This window comes from uncultured Negativibacillus sp. (assembly GCF_944388365.1).
Lineage (GTDB): Bacteria > Bacillota > Clostridia > Oscillospirales > Ruminococcaceae > Negativibacillus.
In genome coordinates this window covers 1-3,521 of sequence record NZ_CALXIN010000150.1, presented here as the reverse complement: position 1 = coordinate 3,521, position 3,521 = coordinate 1, and the positions used below count along the sequence as shown (strand labels likewise).

The 3,521-nt window shown below is 56.8% G+C and carries 4 protein-coding genes and 1 pseudogene; all 5 read right to left on the bottom strand.

What is annotated here, in order from left to right; translation table 11 throughout:
* Nucleotides 1–702 (bottom strand): SDR family oxidoreductase (locus tag Q0L39_RS11345; protein ID WP_296629279.1); only part of this gene is annotated, 702 nt, incomplete at its 3' end.
* 12 nt (nt 703–714) lie between these two features.
* A complete protein-coding gene (locus Q0L39_RS11340; RefSeq protein WP_296629277.1) occupies nt 715–1,029 on the bottom strand; it encodes a TIGR04076 family protein in 315 nt (104 codons plus the stop codon).
* Between the two features lie 31 nt (nt 1,030–1,060).
* Nucleotides 1,061–1,867, bottom strand: a complete 807-nt coding sequence (locus Q0L39_RS11335) for an energy-coupling factor transporter transmembrane protein EcfT (RefSeq protein ID WP_296629275.1) — start codon at nt 1,865–1,867, stop codon at nt 1,061–1,063.
* Nucleotides 1,868–1,869: 2 nt separating this feature from the next.
* A complete protein-coding gene (locus tag Q0L39_RS11330) occupies nt 1,870–2,751 on the bottom strand; it encodes an energy-coupling factor transporter ATPase (RefSeq protein WP_296629273.1) in 882 nt (293 codons plus the stop codon).
* A 187-nt stretch (nt 2,752–2,938) separates the two neighbouring features.
* Nucleotides 2,939–3,521 (bottom strand): annotated as a pseudogene (locus Q0L39_RS11325) (ATP-binding cassette domain-containing protein); the annotation flags it as partial.

Sequence of the window (3,521 nt, the reverse complement as noted above, 5' to 3'; positions counted from 1 at the left end):
TGGCGACAGCGTCCAGCCAAAGTCGTTGTGGTAGATCATCTGGCGGGTCATGCCGCCGTCGATGCAGATGTTTTCGCCGGTGATAAAGCCCGCCTTGTCCGAGCAAAGATACAGCACCATGTTGGCGATGTCCAGCGGATTGCCCACCCGTCCGGCAGGCTGTTGCACAGCGTCGGGACCGTCGTAAACGGTAAAGTCGGTGTCGATCCAGCCAGGAGAGATGGAGTTTACCCGCACCTTTCCGGCAAGACTTACGGCAAGCGCATGGGTCAGCGCGGAGATGCCTCCCTTGGCAGCGGTGTAGCTTTCGGTCTGCGGCTGGCTCATCCGGTCGCGGGAGGAGGAGATGTTCACGATGGATGCGCCCTGTGCAAAATAGGGCAAAAACAGCTTGCTCAGATAGAAGGGTGCAGCGACGCCCACCTTGAGCGCATAGTTAAACTGCTCATAGCTGCACTCGTCGATGCCCTTCATCAGCGGAAGCGCGTTGTTAATGAGATAATCCACCCGTCCATAATCGTCGATTACCTTGCGCGCAAAGTCCTCCAGCACTCCCTGGTCGGCAAGATCGCCCACGTAATAGTCGTTGGGCAGCAGATCAACGACGCATACCTTTGCGCCCTGCTTGCGAAATTCCTCTGCAATCGTCCGGCCGATGCCTTTGGCGCCGCCGGTGACGACCGCTACCTTGTCCTGAAACATGTTGTTCACCTCTTAATCTGCGTCCTCATCCAGCGCCTCCACCAGAAAGCTCACCGGACGAAAGCCGTCGTTGCAGGAGAGCATGGCAGAGCGCGGATTCTTCATCCAGCCGTCGTAAAAGTTTTCGCCGCCGTGGCTGAGCGCCAGCACAAAAGGGGAGAGGGTGTCCCATGCGCTCTGACAAAAGCCCTCCGGCTTCTGCCAGCCGTTGGCGACAAAGACCTGTCCCAGCTGCATGTCGCAGGCGTGCTCGATCGGGTTTTCATACAGGGCGCTCAGATCGTCATAGCGCGCCATGCGCATGACGGTGATTCTGCATTTTTTCATGGGAATCCTCCTTTGCAAAAAAGGCGGTGGTTTACAGGTAAATATTCACTAAAATGACCGCTGCCAGACACGCCAGCATGACCACCAGCGCAATGGCGTCGCGCTTGGTGTATTCCAGCTGCTTTAAGCGGGTTCTGCCGACGCTGCCGCGGTAGCACCGGCACTCCATCGCCAGCGCCAGTTCGTCAGCGCGGCGGAAGGCGGAGACAAACAGCGGGATGAGAATTGGAATCAGCGCCTTTGCACGCTGGGTAAAGCTGCCGGTTTCCATGTCGGCGCCGCGGGCCTTCTGTGCGTTCATGATCTTGTCGGTCTCCTCGATGAGCGTCGGGATAAAGCGCAGCGCAATGGTCATCATCATGGCGATTTCATGCACCGGCACCTTGAGGCGTTTGAGCGGACCCATCAGCACCTCAATGGCGTCGGTCAGCTCGATCGGAGAGGTGGTATAGGTCAGAAGCGAGGTGCCTGCAATCAGACACATGATGCGCACCGCCATCAAAATTGCCATCCGAACACCTTCGGGATAGATGTGGATAAATCCAAACGAGATAAGCGGCTCGGAAGGTCCGGTCATGAAAAACAGGTTGAGCACGGCGGTGAAGATGATGATCGGCACCACCGGCTTGAGGCTCTTGATCACCATTCTTGCCGAAATCCTGGAGATCATGTACATCCCTGTCACCATCAGCACGCCCAGCAAAAGCGAGAGCGGATGGGACGAAACAAACAAAATGACGATGTACATCACCGAAGCGATGATCTTCATGCGAGGGTCCATCTTGTGGATGAAGGAATGTCCCGGGAAATACTGTCCGATGGTAATGTCTCTGAGCATCCTTACATTCCTCCCTTTTTCTGTTTTTGCTCCTGGGCGTCAAACAGGTCGAGAATCTGCCGTTTGGCCGCCTGGATGGTATAGGTGTGCGGATCGACCGGATAGCCCATCTCTGCAAGTCTTGCAAAGACGCGGGTTACCTGCGGGACGGCAAGTCCCATCTGTTCGATCTCCTGTGCATGTGCAAACACCTTTTCGGTATCGTCGTACATGAATACCTTGGACTGGTTCATCACCAGCACCTTTTTGGCAAACTTTGCCACGTCCTCCATGCTGTGGGAGACGATGAGCACGGTGTTCTGCTGGTCTTGCTGGTACTCCTGAATCTGGCCGAGGATGCGGTCGCGGCCTTTGGGGTCCAGCCCTGCCGTCGGCTCGTCGAGGATGAGCACCTTCGGATTCATCGCCAGCACGCCGGCGATGGCAACGCGGCGCTTCTGACCGCCCGAAAGCTCGAACGGAGATTTGTGCATCATCTCCTCGGTGACGTTGACAAAGGCGGCTGCCTGACGCACGCGGCGGTCGATCTCCTCCTCGCTCAGTCCCATGTTGCGCGGACCAAAGGCGATGTCGCGGTAGACCGTCTCCTCAAAGAGCTGATACTCCGGGTACTGGAACACCAGTCCCACCTTGAAGCGGATGTCGCGCAGCTTGGATTTGTCCGCCCACATGTCCTCTCCGTCGATGTAGATCTTGCCGGAGGTAGGCTTGAGCAGACCGTTGAGATGCTGGATGAGGGTGGATTTGCCCGAACCGGTGTGGCCGATGACGCCGACCAGCTCGCCCTCCTCGATCGAAAGGTTGACGTCCTGAATCGCCATCTTGACAAACGGCGTCCCTTCCGAATACACATGACTTAAATGTTCTGTCCGAATCACTGCCATTGATGTTTTTGCCTTCCGCCCAAAATAGCGGAAGGCTACGCTCCTTTCCTGCTGTTACTGCTGTGCGTTTTAGGGAAGAGATGCTCCCTTAAACGCTCTCCTGTGTGTTTTCGGAAGGAAGCGTTTGCTCCGAAGCGCTCTCCTCCGGTTTGACCGGCCGTATGCCTTTGCGGCGGAACAGAGTGGTGATCGCCTTGATACACTCGTCCTCGGTCAGCACATCCTTTGGCAGATTGTAGCCTTCCTTTAAAAATTCATAGATCAGCTCGGAGGTCTGCGGTACATCCAGTCCGACCGTCTTTAACTCCCGCACATGGGAGAACACCTTTTTCGGGGTGTCGTCGAAGATGACCTTGCCCGAATCCATGACGACGATGCGGTCGCACTGGGCGGCCTCGTCCATATAGTGGGTGATGAGCACGATGGTGATGCCGTACTCGCGGTTTAGCTTTTTGATGGTGTCCATGACCTCGCGGCGGCCGCGCGGATCGAGCATCGCGGTCGGCTCGTCCAGCACGATGCAGCGCGGACGCATGGCGATGATGCCCGCGATGGCAACCCTCTGTTTCTGACCACCCGACAGCCGGTGCGGCGCGTGCTTTTTATACTCATAGATGCCGACGTCCATCAGCGCGCGATCGACGCGCTGGCGCATCTCGCGCGGCTCGACACCGATGTTTTCCAGTCCGAAGGCAACGTCCTCCTCGACAACCCTCGCAACAATCTAATTGTCAGGATTCGCGAACACCATCCCCACTTCCTGACCAATA

Excerpts from the sequence above, each read along its gene's own strand:
- Q0L39_RS11330 (WP_296629273.1), bottom strand. The coding sequence starts at position 2,751 with ATGGCAGTGATTCGGACAGAACATTTAAGTCATGTGTATTCGGAAGGG.
- Q0L39_RS11340 (WP_296629277.1), bottom strand. The coding sequence starts at position 1,029 with ATGAAAAAATGCAGAATCACCGTCATGCGCATGGCGCGCTATGACGAT.
- Q0L39_RS11335 (WP_296629275.1), bottom strand. The coding sequence starts at position 1,867 with ATGCTCAGAGACATTACCATCGGACAGTATTTCCCGGGACATTCCTTC.